Source organism: Falsiroseomonas sp. HC035 (assembly GCF_050563525.1).
In the GTDB taxonomy this organism is placed as follows: domain Bacteria; phylum Pseudomonadota; class Alphaproteobacteria; order Acetobacterales; family Acetobacteraceae; genus Falsiroseomonas.
The window spans coordinates 101,824-119,109 of the sequence record NZ_JBNXUN010000004.1 but is presented as its reverse complement, the minus strand read 5'-3'; the positions used below and the strand labels follow the sequence as shown (position 1 = coordinate 119,109).

At 69.5% G+C, this 17,286-nt stretch carries 16 protein-coding genes; 5 read left to right on the top strand and 11 right to left on the bottom strand.

Features of this window, described 5'->3' with window-relative positions; all coding sequences use genetic code 11:
- Positions 1 to 52: 52 nt before the first annotated feature.
- Complete coding sequence (locus ACLF3G_RS10865; protein WP_430669384.1) at positions 53 to 1,543, top strand: phospholipase D-like domain-containing protein; 1,491 nt, start codon at positions 53 to 55, stop codon at positions 1,541 to 1,543.
- Positions 1,544 to 1,552: 9 nt separating this feature from the next.
- Here the strand turns inward: ACLF3G_RS10865 and ACLF3G_RS10860 are convergent, their stop codons facing one another.
- Positions 1,553 to 2,788, bottom strand: a complete 1,236-nt coding sequence (locus ACLF3G_RS10860; RefSeq protein ID WP_430669383.1) for an argininosuccinate synthase — start codon at positions 2,786 to 2,788, stop codon at positions 1,553 to 1,555.
- Between the two features lie 142 nt (positions 2,789 to 2,930).
- Between ACLF3G_RS10860 and ACLF3G_RS10855 the strand changes: the two genes are divergently transcribed.
- Positions 2,931 to 3,980 carry a hypothetical protein gene (locus tag ACLF3G_RS10855; RefSeq protein WP_430669382.1) on the top strand — a complete coding sequence of 350 codons (1,050 nt, stop codon included), beginning with the start codon at positions 2,931 to 2,933 and terminating at the stop codon, positions 3,978 to 3,980.
- Positions 3,981 to 3,991: 11 nt separating this feature from the next.
- Here ACLF3G_RS10855 and ACLF3G_RS10850 read toward each other — a convergent pair whose 3' ends face one another.
- From ACLF3G_RS10850 to ACLF3G_RS10835, 4 genes are all read right to left on the bottom strand, one after another.
- On the bottom strand, positions 3,992 to 5,482 hold the full coding sequence (locus ACLF3G_RS10850) for a tripartite tricarboxylate transporter permease (RefSeq protein ID WP_430669381.1): 1,491 nt from the start codon (positions 5,480 to 5,482) through the stop codon (positions 3,992 to 3,994).
- A 14-nt stretch (positions 5,483 to 5,496) separates the two neighbouring features.
- Positions 5,497 to 6,024 (bottom strand): tripartite tricarboxylate transporter TctB family protein, encoded by a 528-nt coding sequence (locus tag ACLF3G_RS10845; protein WP_430669380.1) that lies wholly within the window; start codon positions 6,022 to 6,024, stop codon positions 5,497 to 5,499.
- Positions 6,021 to 7,028: a Bug family tripartite tricarboxylate transporter substrate binding protein gene (locus ACLF3G_RS10840; RefSeq protein ID WP_430669379.1), complete on the bottom strand. Its 1,008-nt coding sequence runs from the start codon at positions 7,026 to 7,028 to the stop codon at positions 6,021 to 6,023. The genes ACLF3G_RS10845 and ACLF3G_RS10840 overlap by 4 nt, the downstream gene beginning before the upstream one ends.
- 76 nt (positions 7,029 to 7,104) lie before the next feature.
- Positions 7,105 to 7,914 carry a GNAT family N-acetyltransferase gene (locus ACLF3G_RS10835; protein WP_430669378.1) on the bottom strand — a complete coding sequence of 270 codons (810 nt, stop codon included), beginning with the start codon at positions 7,912 to 7,914 and terminating at the stop codon, positions 7,105 to 7,107.
- Positions 7,915 to 8,008: 94 nt separating this feature from the next.
- Here ACLF3G_RS10835 and ACLF3G_RS10830 point away from each other — a divergent pair, with 94 nt between their 5' ends.
- The 3 genes from ACLF3G_RS10830 to ACLF3G_RS10820 are packed head-to-tail and all read left to right on the top strand — an operon-like array spanning position 8,009 to position 11,467.
- The gene (locus ACLF3G_RS10830; protein WP_430669377.1) at positions 8,009 to 8,824 is read left to right on the top strand and encodes a sugar phosphate isomerase/epimerase family protein; all 816 of its coding nucleotides are present in this window, start codon (positions 8,009 to 8,011) and stop codon (positions 8,822 to 8,824) included.
- Positions 8,821 to 10,248 (top strand): mandelate racemase, encoded by a 1,428-nt coding sequence (locus ACLF3G_RS10825; protein ID WP_430669376.1) that lies wholly within the window; start codon positions 8,821 to 8,823, stop codon positions 10,246 to 10,248. The genes ACLF3G_RS10830 and ACLF3G_RS10825 overlap by 4 nt, the downstream gene beginning before the upstream one ends.
- 22 nt (positions 10,249 to 10,270) lie before the next feature.
- Positions 10,271 to 11,467: an amidohydrolase gene (locus ACLF3G_RS10820; protein WP_430669375.1), complete on the top strand. Its 1,197-nt coding sequence runs from the start codon at positions 10,271 to 10,273 to the stop codon at positions 11,465 to 11,467.
- Positions 11,468 to 11,473: 6 nt separating this feature from the next.
- On the opposite strand, the gene ACLF3G_RS10815 is transcribed toward ACLF3G_RS10820, so the two are convergent.
- Genes ACLF3G_RS10815 through ACLF3G_RS10790 form a run of 6 tightly spaced genes read right to left on the bottom strand, consistent with a single transcriptional unit; the run spans position 11,474 to position 17,265 of the window.
- Positions 11,474 to 12,040 (bottom strand): DUF2585 domain-containing protein, encoded by a 567-nt coding sequence (locus ACLF3G_RS10815; protein WP_430669374.1) that lies wholly within the window; start codon positions 12,038 to 12,040, stop codon positions 11,474 to 11,476.
- A gap of 57 nt (positions 12,041 to 12,097) precedes the next feature.
- Positions 12,098 to 13,081, bottom strand: coding sequence for a Bug family tripartite tricarboxylate transporter substrate binding protein (locus ACLF3G_RS10810; protein WP_430669373.1), 984 nt, complete (start codon positions 13,079 to 13,081; stop codon positions 12,098 to 12,100).
- A 19-nt stretch (positions 13,082 to 13,100) separates the two neighbouring features.
- Positions 13,101 to 13,907: a sugar phosphate isomerase/epimerase family protein gene (locus tag ACLF3G_RS10805; RefSeq protein ID WP_430669372.1), complete on the bottom strand. Its 807-nt coding sequence runs from the start codon at positions 13,905 to 13,907 to the stop codon at positions 13,101 to 13,103.
- The gene (locus tag ACLF3G_RS10800) at positions 13,907 to 15,052 is read right to left on the bottom strand and encodes a dihydrodipicolinate synthase family protein (RefSeq protein ID WP_430669371.1); all 1,146 of its coding nucleotides are present in this window, start codon (positions 15,050 to 15,052) and stop codon (positions 13,907 to 13,909) included. The genes ACLF3G_RS10805 and ACLF3G_RS10800 overlap by 1 nt, the downstream gene beginning before the upstream one ends.
- Positions 15,053 to 15,055: 3 nt before the next feature.
- Positions 15,056 to 16,210, bottom strand: a complete 1,155-nt coding sequence (locus ACLF3G_RS10795) for a Gfo/Idh/MocA family protein (RefSeq protein WP_430669370.1) — start codon at positions 16,208 to 16,210, stop codon at positions 15,056 to 15,058.
- Positions 16,211 to 16,224: 14 nt separating this feature from the next.
- On the bottom strand, positions 16,225 to 17,265 hold the full coding sequence (locus tag ACLF3G_RS10790; protein WP_430669369.1) for a dihydrodipicolinate synthase family protein: 1,041 nt from the start codon (positions 17,263 to 17,265) through the stop codon (positions 16,225 to 16,227).
- Between the last annotated feature and the right edge of the window lie 21 nt (positions 17,266 to 17,286).

Here is a 17,286-nt window from a genome sequence, read left to right as displayed (position 1 = left end):
ACAGCAGGCTTGACCGCATGGCGCACCGCGATCCAATGGAGCGATGCACGCCATGCCACCTCCCGCCGTGCCGACCTCCGAAACCGCTCTGCGCCCCGGCTCCAATGTCTGGCGGGTGGAACAGGCCACCCGTGCCACCGTCATCATCGATGCCGCGGAGTATTTCGCCTCCGCGCGTGCGGCGATGATGGCGGCGCAGCGGCGCATCATGCTGATCGGCTGGGACTTCGATGCACGCATCGACCTGACGCCGGGTGTCGATTCGAAGGATGCGCCGAATGGCCTCGGCGATTTCATCATCTGGCTCGTGAGGCGGCGACCGGAGCTCGAGATCTTCCTGCTGCACTGGGACCTCGGCGCCATCAAGGCGCTGTTCCGCGGCACCACCATCCTGACGCTGCTGCGCTGGAAGGCGCACAAGCGCATCACCTCCCGCTTCGATGGCGCACATCCGGCCGGCGGGTCGCACCACCAGAAAATCGTGGTGATCGACGATTGCCTGGCCTTCTGCGGCGGCATCGACATGACGGGCGACCGTTGGGACACGCGCGAGCATCTGGACGAGGAACCGCGCCGCGTCCGCCCCGGCGGCAGCCTGCACGGCCCCTGGCACGATGCGACCACAGCGCTGGAAGGCCCGGTTGCCGCCGCCGTCGGCGAATTGGCGCGGGAACGCTGGCGGCTGGCCAGCGGCATGACCCTGGCTCCGGCCACCGTGCGCAGCGACTGCTGGCCGAAGGCGCTGCATGCGCAGTTCCGCGACGTCCGGATCGGCATCGCCCGCACCCAGCCGGAGATGCCGGATGTCACGGGAATCCATGAGATCGAGCGCCTCTACCTCGACCTCATCGCCGATGCGCGGGCTTGCATCTATGCCGAGAGCCAGTACTTCGCCTCCCGCCGCATCGCCGAGGCGATCGCGCGGCGGCTGGAGGAGCCGGAGGGGCCGGAGATCGTGCTGGTCAACCCGGTCTCGGCGCAGGGCTGGCTGGAGCCGATCGCAATGGATTCGGCCCGCGCCCGGCTGCGAGAGGCGCTGCGCCGGCACGACCCGCAGGGGCGATTCCGCATCTACCATCCCATGACCGCCGGCGGGCAGCCGATCTATGTGCATGCGAAGGTGCTGGTGGTGGATGACCGCGTGCTGCGCGTCGGATCCTCCAACATGAACAACCGGTCCCTGCGCCTCGACACGGAATGCGACGTGGTGCTGGACGCGGCGCTGAACCCGGGCGTCGAGGACCAGATCCGGGGCGTGCGCGACGGACTGCTGGCCGAGCACCTGGGCAGCACGCCGGAGGAGGTAGCGCGGGAGATCGCGGCGCGGGGCTCGCTGATCGGCGCCATCGAGGCCCTGCGTCGCCCCGGCCGTACGCTGCAACCCTACGAGACGCCAGACCTCAGCAGCGTGGAGGCCTGGCTCGCGGACAACGAGGTACTGGACCCCGAGGGGCCGGACGAGATGTTCGAGCCGCTGGCCAAGCGCGGCCTGTTCCGGCGGCTCCGCAAGCGCTGGCGCCTGCGGCCGCCGAAGCAGGGTTGAACGCGGGGTCTACAACGCGCCGCCGCGCCGGCCCGCCATCGCGCCAAGCCGCAGCCGCAGCGCGTTCAGCTTGATGAAGCCCTGCGCATCGAACTGGTCGTAGGCGCCCTGGTCGTCCTCGAAGGTAACGTGCTTCATGGAATACAGGCTGTGCGGCGACTGCCGCCCGGTGACGATGGTGTTGCCCTTGTACAGCTTGAGCCGGACGGTACCGGTGACGCTTGCCTGGCTCTCGTCGATCAGCGCCTGCATCATCCGGCGCTCGGGCGCGAACCAGAAGCCGTTGTAGATGATCTCCGCATAGCGCGGCATCAGGCTGTCCTTGAGGTGGCAGGCCTCGCGGTCCAGCGTGATGCTTTCCATCGCACGATGCGCGGTGTGCAGGATGGTACCGCCCGGCGTCTCGTAGCAGCCACGCGACTTCATGCCGACGAAGCGGTTCTCCACCAGGTCGAGCCGGCCGATGCCGTTCTCGCGGCCCAGCGCGTTCAGCTTCGTCAGCAGCGTCGCCGGCGACATGCGCTCACCGTTGATGCCGACGGCGTCGCCGCGCTCGAACTCGATGGTGATTTCCGTGACGCGGTCGGGTGCGTCCATCGGGCTGACGGTGCGCTGCCACACCATCTCGTCCGGCGCGTCCCAGGGCTCCTCCAGGATTTTTCCCTCGGAGGATGAATGCAGCAGGTTGGCGTCGACGCTGAACGGGCTTTCGCCGCGCTTGTCCTTGGCGATCGGGATCTGGTGCTGTTCGGCGAAGGCGATCAGCGCGGTCCGGCTGGTCAGCTCCCATTCCCGCCACGGCGCGATGATCTTGATGTCCGGCTTCAGCGCGTAGTAGCTGAGTTCGAAGCGCACCTGGTCGTTGCCCTTGCCGGTCGCGCCATGCGCCACGGCATCGGCGCCGACCTGTTCCGCGATCTCGATCTGGCGCTGGGAGATCAGCGGCCGGGCGATCGAGGTGCCGAGCAGGTACATCCCCTCGTACAGCGCATTGGCGCGGAACATCGGGAAGACGAAGTCCTTCACGAAGGTCTCGCGCAGGTCGTCGATGAAGATGTTCTCGGGCTTGATGCCGAGCAGCAGCGCCTTGTCGCGCGCCGGGCCGAGTTCCTCGCCCTGCCCGAGGTCGGCGGTGAAGGTCACCACCTCGCACTGATAGGTGGTCTGCAACCACTTCAGGATCACGCTGGTGTCGAGCCCGCCGGAATAGGCAAGCACGACCTTCTTCACGTCCTTGACGCGCATCCGAGAATCCCCTGGTCGGCCGGGGCCGGTCGGCCGGCCCGAAAGGCGGCGGACCATGCCGCCGAAGCCGCGCCGGGGCAAGCGGGTCGGACGCGAATCGTGCTGGACAAGCTTCTTGTCCTCTGGTTCCATTGCTCACGACATGTTGATGCCCATCCCCCGCATCGTGCTGAGCCTGCTCGTCATCCTGGCGCTCGGTCCGGCCGCGCGGGCGGAAAGCCTGCCGCTGCTGGATGCCGCCAGGGTGCCGCACCTGTCACCGGAAGGTCGGGCGGATTACCGGCGCTTCCTGCTGCAACCCACGCCGCGCGCCTTCGCACTGTCGGCCGGCGGCGCCTGGGGCTGGGCCGCGGCCATCGCCGATGATCCGCAGGCGAGCGTCGACCGGGCGCTGCACAACTGTGCCAGCCATGGCGGCACGCAATGCCGGGTCTACGCACGCGACCTCGACATCGTCTGGCCGGAGGCGGCCCGGCCGGCCCCCGAAACGCCGCGGGCCGCGCTGGCCGGTGGGCCCGGCTGGTCCCTGATGCCGGATCGGCGGTTCCTGTGGCAGGGGCCGCAGGCGGCGCGCGGCGCCTATCTCTGGGCGCATGGCCGTGCCGCAGGCGGCGCCGACAGCCGCGGCAGCCAGCCGCAGCCGCATGCCCGCGCCTTCAACAATGCCGGCTACGACGTTCTGCGCCTGGATCGCGACCCGGAAACGGACGAGACCGAGGCTGGCGCCGCCCGCATGCGCCTGGCATTGGCCGAGTTGCGCGCACGGGGCTATGCGCGGGTGATCGCAGCTGGCCAGTCGCGCGGCGCATGGGACGCGTTGGCGGCGCTGGATGCGCCGATGGGGTCCACAGTGCGCGCCGATGCCGTCATCGCCATCGCCCCCGCCGCGCATGGCCCGACCGGCAGCCCAGCCCATGCCTGGGCGCTGGATGACCTTTCCCGGGTCGTCGCCGCCGCGAACGCGCCGACGACCCGCGTTGTCGTCGCAACCTTCGCCGGGGACGAATACGCGCCCAACCCGTCCGGCCGCGCCGCCGCCTTCGCCAGGCTGGCGCCACGCACCGCGGCGCTGCTGCTGCTGGACCGGCCGCAGGGGCTTTCCGGCCACGGCGCCGGCGGCGACTGGCGCTTCACCCTGCGCTACGCCGCCTGTCTGCTGGACTTCGCCGAAGGTCGCGCCAGCACCTGCTGATCAGGTGCTGATCAGGCGGTCCGCCGCCGGCCGAACAGGCCCATCACCCGCGGCACGAAGCCCGGGATCGCCCAGGCCACCGCCAGCAGCGTCAGCACGCACAGCGCCATGCTGATCGGCCGGGTGAAGAAGGGCGAGACGTCGCCGCCGGTCAGCACCAGGCCCCGCAGCAGGTTCTTGTCCAGCAATTCGCCCAGCACGATGCCCAGCACCAGCGGCGCCATCGGGAAGCGCAGCTCGCGCAGGATGAAACCGACCAGCCCGGCGCCAAGCATCACCCAGATGTCGAACAGGCGGGAGGTGATGGCAAATGCTCCCACCGTGCACAGCACGAAGACGATGGGCATGAGGCGCGACCGCGGGATCAGCAGCACCCACAGCAGCGGCTTCACCAGGATCAGGCCATAGACCAGCTTCACCATGTCGGCGATCACCAGCATCGCGACGATCTGGTAGATGAATTCCGGCGCGGTGATCGCCAGCATCGGCCCGGGATTGAGCCCATGGATCATCATCGCCGCCATCAGCACGGCCGCCGGCGCGGAACCCGGCACGGCCAGTGTCAGGACCGGAATGATGGCGCCGGGGACACAGGCGCTCTCGCCCGTCTCGGCGGCCATCAGGCCCTCGACGCTGCCCTTGCCGAACAGCTCCTTTTCCTTGGACGCGCGCTTGGCGGCGGCGTAGCTGGTCCAGGCGGCGATGTCCTCGCCCAGGCCGGGCATGGCGCCGATGAAGGTACCGAGCGCGCCGGAGCGCAGGATGGTGCGCCAGTACTGCGTCACGTCGCGGATGCGCGGGATGACGCTGTCGATCTTGGCGGATACCGCCTTCACGGCCGGGCCGCGCATGGCGTTCAGCACCTCCGCCACGCCGAACACGCCGACCAGCACCGGCAACAGGCCGAGCCCGCCGGCAAGGTCCGCGTTGCCGAAGGCGAAGCGGGGATAGGCGTGGTTGGTCTCCTGCCCGATGGTCGCCACCAGCAGGCCCAGGAAGCCGGCGATGTAGCCCTTCAGCGGGTCGCCACCGGACAGGCTGCCGGCGATGACGATGCCGAACAGCGCCACCCAGAACATCTCGTAGCTGCCGAATTGCAGCGCGAATTCGCCGAAGCTGGGCGCGAACATCGCCAGGATCAGCGTGCCGAACAGCGTGCCACACCAGGACCCCAGCGTGGAGATGCCCATGGCCCGCCCGGCGAGCCCCTGCTTCGCCAGCGGAAACCCATCCAGCGTGGAGGCCGCGGAGGCCGGCGTGCCCGGGATGTTCAGCAGGATCGCGGAGCGTGAGCCGCCGTAGATGGCGCCGACATAGACGCAGACCAGCACCAGCATGGCGACCTGCGGCCCCATGGTGAAGGTCAGCGTGGTCAGCAGCGCCACGCCCATCGTCGCCGTCAGCCCCGGCAGGGCGCCGACGACGATGCCGATCAGCACCGCCCAGAAGGCATGGAAGATGGCGCCGCCGGCGAGCACATGGGCGAAGCCGTCGCCCAGCATCGTGATGGGATTGTTCAGGGCAGCCTCACGAGGAACAATTGCTCGAACACCAGCGTCACCAGGCCGCCGGTGGCGAGGCCGAGCAGAGCGGCCTCGATGAGGCGCCGGGTGCGGCCGACGGGGCCATCCTGCCATTCGAAGGCGGCGGTGAAGGCGAAGACGAACAGGCTGGCGGCCAGCCAGAACGGCACGCGGCCCACCAGCACACCGGCATACAGCACGCCGAGCAGCGCCGCGGTGCCAAGCTGCCGCGCATCCTCCCGGCTCCAGGCGCCGGCCTGGGCGGTGCCACGCTTCAGCGCGCCCTGGCGAATGGCGCGCAGGCCGAGCAGCACGGACAGCAGCGCCACCACCATGCCGTGGAAACCGGGCACGATGCCCGGTGCGGTCAGGCCGGTGCCGGACTGCTCCACGAAGGTCGGCATCCGCCAGGCCAGCGCCACCACGCCCAGCCCGAGCGCCAGCAGCACCGCCGCGGTGTACAGATCCACCCGCGGCGGCAGCGGCGCGCGCTCGCTCGTGGCAGGCGCGTCCTCACTCAAAGCCGGGCGATGCCCAACGTGTCCGGGCTGACCTGCGCCTTGCCGCCATCGAAGTACAGCCAGGCGGTCTGGCGGACCATCTTCCAGGCCTCGTCATGGGCGTTCTGGCCATGCAGCGGTGCGAAGACGGCGGCGCGCTGGTTCGAATAGTCCTTCAGGCGCTGGCTGTTGGCGATCTTTTCCTGCCACACCTGGTTCATCGTGTTGATGACGTTCTCCGGCACGCCCTTCGGCGTCCAGATGCCGAAATAGTTCAGCGGCGCCGGGATGTTCGGCAGCCAGCGGCGCACGGAGGGGATCTCGCCCACGCCCTGCAGCGTCACCGGCTGTTCGGACTGCACCGCGAGCGGGACCAGACGGCGGGCGCGGATCATCTCGGCTGCTTCCACCAGCAGCACGGCGCCCATCGGCGTCTCGCCGCTGACGGTCGCGATCATCGCCGGGTTGCCGCCATCATAGGTCGCGTGACGGTACTGGATCTGCGAGGCGGCGCGCACCGCCTCCATCATGTTGTGGCCGGCGGAGGACACGCCCGCGGTGGCGACGGAGGTGCTGGCGCCGCGCGCCTTGAACGCTTCCATCGCTGCGCCGAAGTCGCGGATGTTGGCGGATGGGTTGGCGACCAGCACGTTCACGTTGGCCACCGCGAAGTACAGGTTCCAGTCCTGCAACTGAGTGTCGAGCAGGCCCAGCACCTTGTAGCAGCCGACATCGACGGCGGCGCCGGCGGCCCAGGTCATGCCGTCCTTCGCCGCCTCCAGCGCGTTGCGCGTGCCGATGGAGCCCGAGGCGCCCGGCTGGTTCACCACGACGAAGCGCTGGCCGAGGGCGGCTTCCAGCTCCGTCGCCACGATGCGCGCCATCTGGTCGGTCGATCCGCCGGCGGCCCAGGGGACGATGAGGGTCACGGGCCGGTCCGGCCGCCAGCCGGCGCCCTGTGCCAGCGCGGGTGCGGCGAGGCCGGCGGCACTCGCTGCCAGAAGCGTCCTGCGTGTGATCGACATGGCCTGTCCTGACCTCCCCTGCATTGGTGGTAACCCACCGGTTACCGGCGATGGTGGGACCCCTTCCGGGGCTTCGTCAACCGAACTCCGGCCCGGCGAGCACAAAGTTCTGCGCCGGCTGCCCGGGTGGCATCGTGCCGAGTGCCATGCGGGTGAAGGGCCGTTGCGGCGCGCCGCCATGCGCGGCCAGCAGCGCGGCGAGGCCGGTCGCGGCATCCGGCACGTCGAGCACCGCGGGGCGGCCCAGCGCGGAGCGTGCGGCGGCGACCAGGGCGGTGGCGGTGGCTTCGTCCTGCGCCACCACCGGGCCGATCTGCGGCGTGCGCAGCCCGTCCCGGGCCAGCACGAAGCCGCCCTCCGCCACCAGCGCAGGCGCACGGCCGGCGAAGTTGCGCAGCAGCGCCAGGCGTGGCGCGCCGAAGGCCATGGTGTCCAATGCCAGCACCATGGGCCAGTCGGCCTCCCTCATCGGCCGCACCGGGATGGCCTGCGGCGGCAGCGCCTCGGGCAGCGACCAGCGGGCAAAGCCGAAGACATCCGCGAAGCCGAGCAACCCGTAGACCTGCCGCCCCGCCGGCGTCGCATCCAGCGCCAGGCCGCGGATGCCGGGCCGCGCCTGCATCGCCCAGCGGAGCAGGGCGCTAGCCAAACCGCGCCGCCGCTGGTCCGGGCGCACCAGAACCATCGAGATCCAGGCGAGATCCGCGCCATAGGGCAGCAGCGCGGCACTGGCGGCGAGGCCTTCCGCCGCATCCTCCAGCAGGCGCACCTCGCCGTGTTCCAGGAACACGGACCAGTCGGCTTCCACCTGGTTCCAGCCGACCAGGGCCGACAGCGCGGCGGCGCGCGGAAGATCCGCTCTCGTGGCGGCGCGGAAGCTCAGCATCGGCACAGGCTTGCGCGCGGCTTCCGCACGGTCAAGCGGTTGCGCTGGTACCGTGTTCCGCGCAAGAGATGCTGGTCCTGGAGACCCTGCGCCGATGCGGATTTCGCTGTGCAACGAGGTGGTCGCGGCGCTGCCCTTCGCGGAGCAGGCGCGGCTGGCCGCGGCGCTGGGCTATGACGGGCTTGAGGTCGCGCCCTTCACCCTGGATGCGGAGGCGCCGCACCTGCTGCCCGCCGCGCGCCGCGCCGAACTCCGCCGCATCGCGCGGGAGGAAGGCGCGCCGATCACATCGCTGCACTGGCTGCTGCTGGCGCCGGCGGGGCTTTCCATCACGAACGCCGACGCGGCGCTGCGCGCGCGCACGCTGGATGTAATGCAGCGCCTGGTGGGCTTGGCCGCGGATCTCGGCGCGACGCTGCTGGTGCATGGCTCGCCGAAGCAGCGCCACGTCGCGGCGGATGGCGATGCGGTGCGGGCGGAGGAGGCGCTGGCGCTGGCCGGCGCCTGGGCGGCGCAACATGCGATGACCTACTGCCTTGAGCCGCTCGATGCCGCGCAGACCAACTGGGCGCGCACGGTGGCGGAGGCCGTGGCGATCGTCTCCCGCATCGCCTCGCCGGGGTTGAAGACCATGCTGGATGTCAGCGCCGCCGGGAATGGCGAGGCCGAGCCGGCGGCGGATCTGCTGCGCCGCTTCGTGCCGATGGAATGGATCGCGCATGTCCACCTGAACGACCGCAACCGCCGCGGGCCGGGGCAAGGTACCGATCGCTTCGCACCGGTGTTCGCCGCGCTGCACGAGACGCGCTATGCCGGCTTCTGCGCGGTGGAACCCTTCGACTACCATCCCGATGGACCGACGAGCGCGGCGCGCGCCATCGGCTATCTGCGCGGCATCCTGGAGCCATGAGCATGCGGTTCACCCTGGTCGAGACGCAGCGTTTCGAATGGCCGTTCACGCTGCGCCTGCCCTTCCGCTTCGGTGTCATCACCGTGACGCAGGGCCGGCAGGCGGTGGTGCGCGCGCGCATCCGGCTGGAGGACGGCACGGAAGCCTGGGGCATCTCGGCGGAAACGCTGGCGGCCAAGTGGTTCGACAAGGACCCGAGGCTGTCCGACGCGCAGAACGAACAGCAGTTGCGGCGTGCGCTGGAGCTTGCGACGGAAGCGACGCGCGGTGCGGGCGCGGATACCGCCTTCGGTCATTTCGCGAACAGCTATGCGGCGGTGACCCGGGCGGCGGCCGCGGAGGCGCTGAACCCGCTGGTCGCGAGCTACGGCCGCGCGCTGCTGGACCGCGCCATGCTCGATGCGGCCCTGAAGGCGAAGGGCGTCAGCTTCTGGACCGGGATGCGCGCGAATATCGGCGGCATGACGACGCATGGCGTGGCGCCGGATCTTGCGGCCTTCGATTTCGGCGCGATGCTGGCCGGCCAGGCGCCGCTGATGCGGTTGCATGCGCGGCACACGGTGGGCCTGGTCGATCCAATCACGGCGTCGGACCAGGATACGCGGGTGAATGACGGGCTGCCGGAGACACTGGAGGAGATTTCTCGAATCTACCGCCACCGCTACTGGAAGCTGAAGGTCGGCGGCAACATCGCGCAGGATGTGGACCGCCTGTCGCGGATCGCCAGCGTGCTGGATCGCCAGCCGGATGGCTACCACGCCAGCCTCGACGGCAATGAGCAGTACGAGGATGCCGAGGGCGCGCTGGCCCTGTGGCGGGCGATGCAGGCGGAACCGCGGCTGGCGCGGCTGTGCCAATCCATCCTCTACATCGAGCAGCCGGTGAAGCGGGCCCGCGCGCTGGACACCGGCATGGCGGCACTGGCGGCGGAGCGCCCCGTAATCATCGATGAAAGCGACGGGCCGCTGGATGCCTTCGTGACGGGCCGTGCGCTGGGCTATGCAGGCGTCTCCTCCAAGGCCTGCAAAGGCGTTTGGCGGTCCTTCATCAACCTGGCGCGCTGCCGCGCCTGGAATGCGGAAGAAGGCGGCGACCGCTACTTCATGTCGGCGGAGGACCTGACCACGCTGGCCGGCGTCTGCGTGCAGCAGGATCTGGCGCTGGTCGCGCTGCTCGGCCTGCCACATGTCGAACGCAACGGGCATCATTTCGTGGATGGCTTCGCGGGGCGTCCGAAGGCGGAGGCGTATCGTTTTCTGGAGGCGCATCCAAGGCTGTATGCGGATACCGCGAAGGGGCCGCGGCTGGCCATCCGGGACGGAATGCTGGATATCGGCAGCCTGGAGACGCCGGGCCTGGGCGCGACGCTGGAGCCGGATTTCGCGGCGATGGCGCCGATGCCGAATGCGGCCTGGCCTGGCTGAAACGACCGAACGGAGATCATCGATGCGGCAGGACATCCTCGACGCGATCAAGGTCTATGAGCCCGAGTTGCGGGAGATTCGCCAGGATATCCACCGGCATCCCGAGACCCGCTTTGAGGAGCACCGCACCGCCGCCCTGGTCGCCGGCAAGCTGCGCGAATGGGGCATCGAGGTGACGGAGGGCATCGGCGGCACAGGCGTGGTCGGCACGCTGAAGGGCAGCCGCCCCGGACAGCGCGCCATCGGGTTGCGCGCCGACATGGATGCGCTGTTCATCCAGGAGGAGAACGACTTCGCGCATGCCTCCACCGTGCCGGGCAAGATGCATGCCTGCGGGCATGACGGGCACACCACCATGCTGCTCGGCGCCGCGCGCTACCTGGCCGGCCGGCCGGATTTTGCCGGGACCGTGCAATTCATCTTTCAGCCGGCCGAGGAAGCCGGCACCGGCGCGCCGGCGATGATCCGCGACGGGCTGTTCGAGCGCTTTCCTGTCGATGCCGTCTATGGCCTGCACAATTCGCCGGGCCTTGCGGTGGGCAGCTTCGCCACGCGGCCGGGGCCGATGCTGGCGGGAGCGGATTTCTGGGGCGTGGAGTTCCAGGGCACCGGCGGGCATGGCGGCGCCGCGCCGCACCTCGCCACCGATGCCACCGTGGTGCTCGGGCACTTCCTGCTGGCGGTACAGTCCATCCTGCCGCGCAACCTGAAGCCCACCGCCAGTGCCGCGCTGTCCGTCGGCCATGTTTCGGGCGGCAGCTTCGACTCGCCCAACGTCATGCCGTCCAAGATCGTGGTGCGCGGCACCGCGCGCTATTTCGAGACCGGTGCCCAGGCGATCATCCGTGCGCGCCTGCAGACGCTGGCCGAGACGCTGGCCGCGGCGCAGGGGTGCACCGCGACACTGACCTACGTGCCGCTCTGCCCGCCCACGGTGAACGCGGCGGCGAAGCTGCCTGTCGCCATCGCCGCCGCCGCGGCGGTGGTAGGCCAGGACCGGGTGGGCGAGGTCGGCCTGAGCACGGGCGGCGAGGATTTCGCCTTCATGCTGCAGGAGAAGCCCGGCGTGTTCATGCGCATCGGCAACGGCATGAAGGCCGATGGCAGCTTCCACAACGTCCACACGCCGCAATACGATTTCAACGACGAGATCCTGGGCCTCGGCGCCGCCTACTGGGCAAGTCTGGTGCAGCAGGAGCTGAACTGGGCGGAGGAATAGCGCTGGCTACCGCGCCGCCTGCCACTCCGCGACGGAATCCAGCGGCCAGAGCAGCATCAGGACGTTGAGGGTCAGGTTGTCGCGGATCACCAGCGCGACGCCGATCTCGAGCGCCAAGGCCAGCGCCACGCTGGCCCAGACCGGCAGCCGCGCCGCCAGCGCGAAGCCCAGCCACATCGCGGCGATATCGCTGACGGAGTTCAGAACGCTGTCGCCGAAGTAGTCCAGCGCGATGGTCGCCTCGCGGTAGCGCTGGATCACCATCTCGGTATTCTCGACGATCTCCCACGCCGCCTCGATCACCGTCGCGATCACGGCGCGCGGCAGCAGGCCGAAGCGCCCAGCCAGCAGGTGCAGCGCGCCGTAGAACAGCAGGCCGTGCACGATGTGCGACGGCGTGTACCAGTCCGTGATGTGCTGGGAATTCTCGGCGCTGACGACCTCGCCATGCCACAGCTTAATGCTGCCGCATTTGCAGATCGGCTCCCGCCCCATCGCCAGCAGGATGAGCGCGGTCGCGGCAAGCAGGCCGAGCAGGATGGCAAGCCAGGCCCAGCGAGGCAGGGAACGCATGAACGACGCCTTCAGGTGCGGCCGCAGCTTCGCCCGGCTGCGGCCGCCGTCAAGACTTCAGTTCACGGTGATGCGCGCCTCCCGCACCACGCGGCCCCACTTCGCGGTCTCGTCTCGCATCGTGGTGGCGAGTTCGGTGGGGGTGGAGGACACTGCATCGGCCCCGGCGGCCGCCAGGCGCTGCTGCACGGCGGGTTCCGCCAGCACGTCCCGGATCACGGCGCTGAGACGCTCCGTGACGTTGGCCGGCATGCCGGCCGGGCCCATCACCGCACCCCAGGAGGTCGCCTGTGCGTCGGCGAGGCCAGCCTCGGCGAAGGTCGGCAGGTTCGGCAGCAGGCTGCTGCGCTTCGGGCCGGTGACGGCAAGCGCCCGCACGCGGCCGCCCTGCACCTGCGCCAGCGCGGAGGGCAACTGGTCCAGCATCACCTGCACGTTGCCGGCAACTGTATCGTTCAGTGCCGGTGCGCTGCCGCGATACGGCACGTGCTGCATCTGCACGCCGGCCACCATCTTGAACAGCTCCGGCACCAGATGGGTGGAGGAGCCGTTGCCGCCGGAGCCGTAGGACAGCGCGCCGGGCCGTTCCCGCAGCAGCGCCAGGAATTCCTGCAGGTTCTGCGCCGGGACAGTGGGGTTGACGATCAGCACGTGGTCGGTGGCGAAGGCCATGCCGATCGGTGTCAGGTCGGTCGCCGGGTTGAAGCCCATGTTGGTGTAGAGGTGCGGGTTGATGGTCAGCGTGCCCGTCGTGCCCATCAGGATGGAATAGCCATCCGGTGCGCTGCGCACCACGTTCTCAACGCCCACGTTGCCGCCGGCGCCGGTGCGGTTTTCCACCGTGACGGGCTGGCCAAGCACCGCCTGCATGCGGTCCGCCAGCACGCGCGCCACCACATCGGTCGCACCACCCGGCGGAAAGGGCACGACGAAGCGCAGCGGGCGCGTCGGCGTCCAGGCAGCGCCCTGCGCGCGGGCGACGGCCGGTGCGGCAAGCGCGGCGGCCATAATGCTTCGTCGGGTGATGCGGTTCGCGGACATTCTTCTTCTCCCCGTTGGTTCAGACGGCGTCGACGTGACGTTGCTTGAGCAGGGCCAGGACCTCGTCCGGGTCCTGCTGCCACCAGTGCTTCGACAGGATTTCAACTTCCGCGAAGCTGTCATAGCCCTGCGCTTCCACCATCCGGCGGATCGCGGGAATGTCGATGACGCCCTCGCCGGGGATGCCGCGGTCGAATACCGTGTCGGTGGTCGGCACCTTCCAGTCGCAGACATGGAAGCCGGCGATGCGGCCGGCGGTGCGGGCGATTTGGTCCGCGAGGTCCGGGTCCCACCAGACATGATAGACGTCGAGTGCGATGCCGGTACCCTCGCCGAGTTCGTCGCAGAGATCGAGCGCCTGGCCGAGCGTGGACAGCACGGAGCGATCCGCGCAGGTCATCGGATGCAGCGGCTCGAGCGCCAGGGTCACGCCGGCGGCGCGCGCATCCGGCAGGATCTTTGCCAGCCCCTCGCGCAGCATCTCGCGCGCTGCGGGCAAATCCTTGCTGCCGGGCGGCAGGCCGCCGCCGAGCACGACGAGGCACTTCGCGCCGATGGCATGCGCCTCGGCGATGGCGCGGCGGTTGTCCTCGATCGCGGCGTCGCGGCCGGCCTGGTCATTGGCGGGAAACATGCCGCCGCGGCAGAGGCCGGTTACGGTCAGGCCGGCGTCGCGGATCTGGCGCGCCGCATGCTCGACGCCCATGGCGCCGAGCACGTCGCGCCAAGGGGAAATGCCGGGGATGCCGTGCCGGGCGCAGCCCTCGATGCACTCGGCGAGCCCCCACTTCTCCTTCACCGTGACGGTGTTGAGCGACATCCGCATCAGGCGGCACCGTGCAGCGCGAGCAGGGTGCGCATCCGCGCCACCGCCATATCCGGGTCGCGCAGCAGGCCGGCCTTGTCGGCCAGGCGGAACAGCTCGGAGAAATGGCGGATGCTGCGGGTGGATTGCTGGCCGCCGACCATGACGAAGTGGTCCTGGTGGCCGTTCAGCCACGCCATGAACACCACGCCAGTCTTGTAGAAGCGCGTCGGCGCCTTGAAGATGTGGCGTGACAGCGGCACGGTCGGTGCCAGGATGTCGTGGAAGGTGGTCAGGTCGTTCTTCGACAGGCTGGCCAGCGCGCCGCCCACCGCCGGCGCGATCGGGTCGAAGATGCCGAGCAGCGCGTCGGAGTAACCATGCTCGTCGCCGGCGATGAGTTCGGCGTAGTTGAAGTCGTCGCCGGTGTACATGCGCACGCCCTTCGGCAGGCGCCGGCGCATGGAGATCTCCTTCTTGTCGTCCAGCAGCGAGACTTTCACGCCGTCGACCTTGTCGGCATGCGCGTGGATCACGGCCAGCGCGGTGTCCATCGCTGCCATGTGGTCGTGATTGCCCCAGTAGCCTTCCAGCGCCGGGTCGAACATCTCGCCCAGCCAGTGGATGACGACGGGCTGCTTCACCTGGGTCAGGATGCGGTCATAGACCCGCTCGTAATCCGCCGGCGACTTCGCCGCCTTGGCCAGCGCGCGGGATGCCATCAGGATGATGCGGCCGCCCATCGCCTCCACAGCTTCGCACTGTTCCTCATAGGCGCGGATCACGTCATCGACGGTGACATCGGGGCCGGGGGCCAGGTGGTCCGTGCCGGCACCGCTCGCCATCACAGCGCCGGGGTGGTCCTGCATCGCGTCCAGTGAACGCCGGATGAGTTCCTGCGCCGCGATCCAGTCCAGCCCCATGCCGCGCTGCGCCGTGTCCATCGCCTCCGCCACGCCAAGGCCGAGCGACCACAAGTATTTGCGGAAGGCGATGGTGCGGTCCCAGTCGATCTTCGCATCGAGCCATGGGTCCTGCTCGGCCAGCGTGTCCGCCACGACATGCGCGGCGGCCAGCGCCACGCGCGGGAACGGCGGCGTCGCCTTCGGGAAGTCGCGCGGGCCCTGCAGCGTGTAGTCGCCTTCCGGCAGCTTGATGCTCGGCATTGCTCAGACCTCCAGCTTCGGCAGATCGATCCAGCGGCGCTCGGCCCAGGATTGCAGGCCGGCCTCGGCCAGCTGCACGCCCTTGGCGCCGGCCAGCAGGTCCCAGGGATAGGTGTCCACCTCACCTGCCAGGTACTTGAAGAACAGCTCCCACTGCACGCGGAAACCGTTCGGCATCGGCTCGGTGTCGGGGATCTCCTGCCAGCCCTCGTAGAAGTTGATCGGCTGCGGCGTGTCGGGGCTCCATACCGGCTTCGGCGTGTTGACACGGGACTGCGTCCAACACTTCTGCAATCCGGCCACGGCGCTGCCATGCGTGCCGTCGACCTGGAAGGTCACCAGGTCGTCCCGGCGCACGCGCGTCACCCAGCTCGAGTTGATGTGCGCGATGACGCCGCCTTCGAGCTGGAAGGTGGCATAGGCCGCATCGTCGCTGTCCGCGTTGTAGGGCTTGCCGGATTCATCGATGCGGGTCGGGATATGCGTAGCACCCAGGCAGGACACGCTCTCGACATTGCCGAACAGGTTGTCCAGCACGTAGCGCCAGTGGCAGAGCATATCGAGGATGATGCCGCCGCCCTCGTCCTTCTTGTAGTTCCAGGACGGGCGCTGCGCCGGCTGCAGATCGCCCTCGAACACCCAGTAGCCGAACTCGCCCTTTACGCTGAGGATGCGGCCGAAGAAGCCGCTGTCAATCGCCATCTTCAGCTTGCGCAGCCCGGGCAGGAACAGCTTGTCCTGCACCACGCCGGCCTTGATGCCCTTCTGCTTCGCCAGCCGCGCGACCGCCATCGCCTCCGCGAGGTTGTCCGAGGTGGGCTTCTCGCAATAGATGTCCTTGCCGGCGTTGATCGCCTTGGTCAGCAGGCCGGCGCGCATCTGCGTCGTCGCCGCATCGAAGAACAAGGTGTCGTTCGGATCGGCCAGGCAGGCATCGAGGTCCGTTGAAACGCGTGCGATGCCATGGGCCTTCGCCAGCGCCTCCAGCTTCTCCCGGTTGCGGCCGACCAGGATCGGGTCGGGCATCACCCGGTCGCCATTCGCCAGCTTCACGCCGCCGTCTCTCCGGATCGCGGCGATAGAGCGGATCAGGTGCTGGTTCATGCCCATCCGGCCGGTGACGCCGTTCATGATGAGGCCGATGCGGCGTTCCGCCATGCTTAATAATTCCTTCAGGACAGCCAGGTGTTGAGGTTCGCGCGGACGAAGGCGTCGTCCGTCAGATGCGGATAGCGTGCGGCCACCGCGGTCAGCAGGTCGGCCTGCCCGGGCGAGAGACCCTCGGCCGGGTCGAGGCACCAGATGCCGTCCAGCAACCCCTGCCGTCGAAGCACCTCATGGCAGCCGGCGATGACGCCGTGGAAGTCATGCGCCACGTCGAAGACGGCGGCGTTCATCTCCGTCACCTGCGCGTCCAGCGCCAGCAGCTCGGGCGTCACGTCGGCGCCGCGGCAGCGTGCATGCAGATCGACGGCCGCCTTGGTCCAGACGCTCCAATGCCCGAGCAGGCCGCCGAGGATGCGCAGCGGCTTTTCCGCGCCAGCCAGCGCGAAGGGCGTCAGCAGGTCGGCCACGATGTGGTCGTCGTTGCCGGTATAGAGGGCAACGCGGTCCACCGCGCCGGCTTCCAGCACGCCGCGCAGCACGTCGAGCGTCGCGTAGCGGTCGAAGGGCGCCATCTTGATGGCGACGACGTTCTCGATGGCGGCGAAGCGCTTCCAGAAGCTGGCCGGCAGGGGCACGCCGCCGACGGCGGGTTGCAGATAAAAGCCGAACACCGGCATTTCCGCCGCCACCGCCGCGCAATGCGCGACCATCTCATCCTCGGAGGCGCCCTTCCAGGCGGCGAGGCTCAGCAGCACGGCGTGGTAGCCGAGGCCGCGGGCAATCCTTGCCTCCCGCACCGCCTGTTCCGTGCGGCCGATGGCGCCGGCGACCAGGATTGGTGGCATCGCCTGCTGGGAGGCGACCTCCGCGGCCAGGGATAGCACCGTCTCGAACAGGCCGACCTGGCGGATGGCGAACTGGGTGGTGTGGACGCCGACGGCGAGGCCCCTGGCGCCGGCCGCCAGGTAATAGCGGGACAAAGCGCGTTGCCGCAGCGGGTCCAACTCCCGCCGGTGGGTCAGCGCCAGCGGATGCGCCGGGATGGCACAGCCGGCGCGCAGCCGGGCGCCAAGGCCCTCGGGCCAGTCCTGCCAGCGCAGCCCCACTTCGTTTCCTCCACCCGGTAA